This window comes from Mesorhizobium sp. M4A.F.Ca.ET.050.02.1.1, assembly GCF_003997725.1.
Classification (GTDB): Bacteria; Pseudomonadota; Alphaproteobacteria; order Rhizobiales; family Rhizobiaceae; genus Mesorhizobium.
Genome location: NZ_RZSG01000505.1, coordinates 1 through 4,373, shown reverse-complemented (window position 1 = coordinate 4,373; position 4,373 = coordinate 1). Strand labels below are relative to the sequence as shown.

Here is a 4,373-nt window from a genome sequence, read left to right as displayed (position 1 = left end):
CTCGTGATGCCACGGTCTTAACGGAATGGACCAGCCTCGGTCCCGGCAGGGGACACCTCTTCGCGCCAGCGGCGCTGCAGAGCTCGAGAGTTAGACGGTGGCCGTCTTCCTATTGAAGAGTTCGCCGGAGCGGAGCATCGCATGCATGATGACGGCGAGCTTGCGAGCGACAGCGACGGCGGAGCGTTTGAAGCCGATCTTCTCGCGTAGTCTTATACCCCAATTGCGTAAATCACTCTCACCCCGACTGCGGGTCAGGATCACGACGGCGGCTTCATAAAGAAGCGAACGCACATGGGCGTCTCCGCGTCGGGAGATATGGCCGTCATAATCCACTTCGCCCGACTGATAGCGCCGCGCCGTAAACCCGAGCCAGGCACCTACCGAGCGCGATCGCGTGAAGTTCGCTGGATCCTCAACTGCATTTAGGTAGGCGGTGGCTGTAATCGCGCCAACGCCGGGGATCGACATCAACAATTGGCTTTGCTCGTTTCCACGCGCTTCAGCAAGGAGCTGCCGCCTCAATCTGGCTGCCTGGAGGCGCAGGCTACGCCACGCTTCGAGCAAGGGCAGGATTGTCCTCGAAAGGCCGGCGTTGTCGGCCAGAAGGGAGCGAACATGCACCTCGAACTTGCCGCCCATACCACACGGAATGACAAGGCCGAACGTCTTCATCACCCCCCGGATTTGGTTCGCCGCGTCCAATGTCGTCCGCATAAGTTTCGTCCGAGCAGCAATCAATGTCCGAGAAAGCATGCTGGCGAAGCCCTTTACCCGCACTTCGCGGAAGAATCCGACCTCCGCCACGTGCGCGAGCACATCGGCGTCGTTGGCATCGGTTTTGTTGGCGGCCATGTCGAGCGCCGCTTTGGGACGACGGGCATCGATGCAAATGGCCTGCACTCCCTCGGCGCGCAATGCATGAAAAAACCACACCGACAGGGGGCCTGTTTCGAACACCACGCGTTCCACATTTGACGCTCGCATGCGGATAAGTTCGGCTATGTTGGCGGGATCAGAGGCGCACTTTCCGCGCCAGATCCGCTTACCTGCCAGACGAATCGAAATTGCCGTCTCTTTCATCGATACGTCGAGACCGATATACTCTGTCATGGCTGTTCTCCATTGATGTTGGGCCCGGCGTCCAGTCGAGAGCCCGTATCTCATCATATCGGGGAGCAGCCACCTTCCAAGATCGTCGTCGGATTCAGAGCGGCCTCGTGCCCGCGATTACACCGCGAGGCTGGGCCACTCGCGCCGGTAGTCGAACGCTTGCAGCATTGAATGGGGAATTTCCGGCACCGCTTTGTGGCCGGCAATGCCGACGCCCGTTGTAAGAGAGGACCAGCCCCGGACGAATACATGGACATACGGTAACCAACTCGCGCATCAGAGTTTGTTCACCCGCGTACCACCGATAGGCGCTCCGTCAATGAGAAACCGACCGAGGAAATCGGTGTCGGGTGGATTATTGCGCAGATAGCACCAAAAGGACATCAGAGCGGTACGAGATGGCCCTCCCGCCAGCTAGCGGCCGGACTTAAAGCGGGTCGGCATCCAAAACTGACGCATGGCCTCAACGACGGCCGGAATGTCGGACCATGCATTTCGGCCAGCGAGCGAAGACAGTGGCACTCGCAAGGGCCGGCCGTCATCGTCGACGCCGTGGAAGAGGATCGGCAGCAGCAGGGTGTGCTCAATTGTATTGGGCGAGAGCAATCGCGACCAGGCGAGTAGCCGAAGCTTCATGACGGTATAGAAGGCCATGCACCAGGGCCGTACGTCGAGGCCGCCATCGGCCATCCGTAGGAAGAGCGGCTCGAAACTCTGCGGCCTCGTCGACAGCATTTCGCCGATCGCGTTGTGCCGCATGAGCGTGGCCGCGATCGCCGAGAACTCCTCCGTGTCGTGATCGAAGGTGTCCGGATTGAGGCCCAGGAGGGGGCACCCCCATTCTTCGGAAGGCATCGAGACCGGCCCGGCGACGACCGCAGCCACGGCGCCGTCGAGCATCGAGAGCGAGCTTGCCCTGGGGCGACGAAGCGTCGCCGACTGCCGTCGCTTATCCAGCCAATGTCCGAGCTTCTCGAAGGACATCGCGTAGTCAGCCATGGTGGTCTTGGCGGGCCTGCGCTCCTGTCGTGGCTTGTGTCTGGTCATGCAGCGGCTCTTTCGGCTTCGCGTGCCGCTTTCCAATTCCAAACCAGGAGCTCATGGAGTTGATCGTTCGTCGTGGCGCCGCTGGCCATGCGTTCGAGAACGTCGGTGAGATAGACTTCGGGATCGACGCCGTTCAACTTGGCCGAGTTGAGCAGCGAAGCCAGGATCGCCCAAGTCTGTCCACCGCCTTCGTCACCACTGAACAGACTATTCTTTTTTCCGATTGTAATCGGTCGAATCGATCTCTCCACGGCGTTCGTGTCTGGCTCAAGCCGCCCGTCGTTTAGGAACGCCGTTAGTCCATCCCAGCGCTCAAGCGCATAGTCGATCGCCTTGATCAGCGTCGACTGGCGAGAGATCCCGTCCTTCACGGCTTCGAGACGCGCCTTCAAGGCCTCCATCAGCGGCTTCGTCTGCGATTGTCGTACCGACCGACGCAGGTCAGCACTCAAGCCGCGGATGCGCTCCTCGATCGCATACACCGCGCCGATGCGCTCGATGACCTCCCTGGCGAAGGGCGAGTTCGTCGTCTTGTGGACCTTCACGAAGTTGCGGCGTGCATGGACCAGACAATACGCCAGGCGGATCTTGCCCGACGATTTGGCCCCTCCCGCCAACGACGTATAGGCAGCATAGCCGTCGACTTGCAGCACGCCCTTGAACCCGGCCAACTGGCCAGCAATCTCCTTTTTGCCACGGCCACCCGCAAAGACGTAAGCGACCGCCGGCGGCGCGGGCCCTTTCCAGGGTCGGTCGTCCGTCGCATGCGCCCAGAACTGGCAGGTCCGTGTTCGACCTCGGCCGGGATCAAGCAGCATTGGCGTTTCGTCGCAGAACAGCCGCTCGAAGCCATGCATCGTCTTCAGCTGCAGTTCATAGAGGGCCCTTGGCCATCTGCGCGGCACTCTTCATCCAGCGCGAAAGCGTCTGCCGATCAACCTCCACACCCAGCCGGCCAGTATCTGGGATTGACGATAGAGCGTCGACTGCCAAGCGTATTTCGCCGCGGCAATATGGGCGACCAGGGCCGTGGTCACCATGCGGCCCTCGATGAGCCGAGCCGGTGCTTTCGCCTGGACGACCGCTTCCTCACAAGCTCGGCAAGCGTATTTGGGGCGGATTGTCCCCAACACGCGCAATAGTGCAGGAACCCGGTCAAGTGCTTCGGCGACGTCCTCTCCGATCCGACGCATTTGCGCCGTGCAGCATGGGCACAGCGTCGAGGATGGTTCAATCACCTGTTCGTGGCGGGGCAGATGCGCGGGGAGTGCTCCAATGTTGCGCCGGGCCTTTGTGCGCTTCCTCCCCGCCGTGCCCGGTGCCGTATCGTCGTTGGCCGCAGTCGGCGCAGCAGCGTCCTCGCCTCCCAGGCCAAGCGCCAGTTGCTCGGCACATATCACCACCGCGCGCTCCGAGCGCGTCCCAAAAATCAGCGTTTTCAGCATCGAGATTTCCGCGCGAAGAGCGTCATTCTCACCCTGCAAGGCAAGCGCCATTTCGGTGAGCACAGCTGGATCGCGAGAAAGGTCTTCGGGCCGAAGGGGCATGAGGCAAGCTAACCAAATCACCCCAAAATAACCAGCAAAATCAGATACCTCAGGCAACATTTGTCGGCCGCTTGACTGCGCGCGGCTCGACCCGGAGCCACTCGCTCAGGCCCTCGAACAGCATCGCAAATTGCGTCGACGTCAACCGCATCGTTCCTGCCTGGATCGGCGGCCAGGTAAAACGCCCTTCCTCCAGCCATTTCGTCGCCAAAATCATCCCGCTGCCGTCAAAAATCAGAAACCGCAATTTGTCTGCGCGTTTCGACCTGAAGACGAAGACGTCCCCGCTGTACGGATTGCCCGCCAGTCTCTCCGCGACCAATGCGACCAAGCCGTGCACACCCCTGCGGAAGTCGACCGGCTCAGTCGCCACAAACACCCGCGTGTCCGATCCGAACGCGATCACCGTGTCGATCTCAGTGCCGAAACGATACTCCGAAGCGTCGCGGCATCCGCACCCTGAGGTACCCGCACCCGCGCGTCCCCAATCTCGATTTCGATCCTGTCGCTCGACGACGCATTACCCTCCTGCCCGTCGACGATCGAGCCAGCGGAAACGCGTTCCACCTGCACCTGCGCAAACATCGGCGTGCCGCGCAGCGCCTCACGTGCCTGGCGCCGCCACACCGAAAGCAAACCCCGGTGCACCCCGTTGCGGCGCGCTAC

At 61.4% G+C, this 4,373-nt stretch carries 3 protein-coding genes and 2 pseudogenes; all 5 read right to left on the bottom strand.

Going from position 1 to position 4,373, the window contains the following annotated elements; all coding sequences use genetic code 11:
• Positions 1 to 90: 90 nt before the first annotated feature.
• Positions 91 to 1,113: an IS110 family transposase gene (locus tag EOA33_RS25580; protein WP_127406898.1), complete on the bottom strand. Its 1,023-nt coding sequence runs from the start codon at positions 1,111 to 1,113 to the stop codon at positions 91 to 93.
• Between the two features lie 414 nt (positions 1,114 to 1,527).
• Positions 1,528 to 2,160, bottom strand: a complete 633-nt coding sequence (locus EOA33_RS25575; RefSeq protein WP_245482432.1) for a UPF0149 family protein — start codon at positions 2,158 to 2,160, stop codon at positions 1,528 to 1,530.
• Positions 2,157 to 3,707, bottom strand: a pseudogene (locus tag EOA33_RS25570) (IS66 family transposase). The gene EOA33_RS25575 and the pseudogene EOA33_RS25570 overlap by 4 nt, the downstream one beginning before the upstream one ends.
• Positions 3,708 to 3,756: 49 nt before the next feature.
• On the bottom strand, positions 3,757 to 4,113 hold the full coding sequence (tnpB, locus tag EOA33_RS25565; RefSeq protein ID WP_127406897.1) for an IS66 family insertion sequence element accessory protein TnpB: 357 nt from the start codon (positions 4,111 to 4,113) through the stop codon (positions 3,757 to 3,759).
• Positions 4,110 to 4,373 (bottom strand): annotated as a pseudogene (locus EOA33_RS39840) (IS66 family insertion sequence element accessory protein TnpB); the annotation flags it as partial. The pseudogene EOA33_RS39840 and the gene tnpB, both read right to left, overlap by 4 nt.

What these genes read in the sequence shown, in the direction of transcription:
- EOA33_RS25575 (WP_245482432.1), bottom strand. Translation starts at nt 2,160, where the DNA reads ATGACCAGACACAAGCCACGACAGGAGCGCAGGCCCGCCAAGACCACC.
- EOA33_RS25580 (WP_127406898.1), bottom strand. Translation starts at nt 1,113, where the DNA reads ATGACAGAGTATATCGGTCTCGACGTATCGATGAAAGAGACGGCAATT.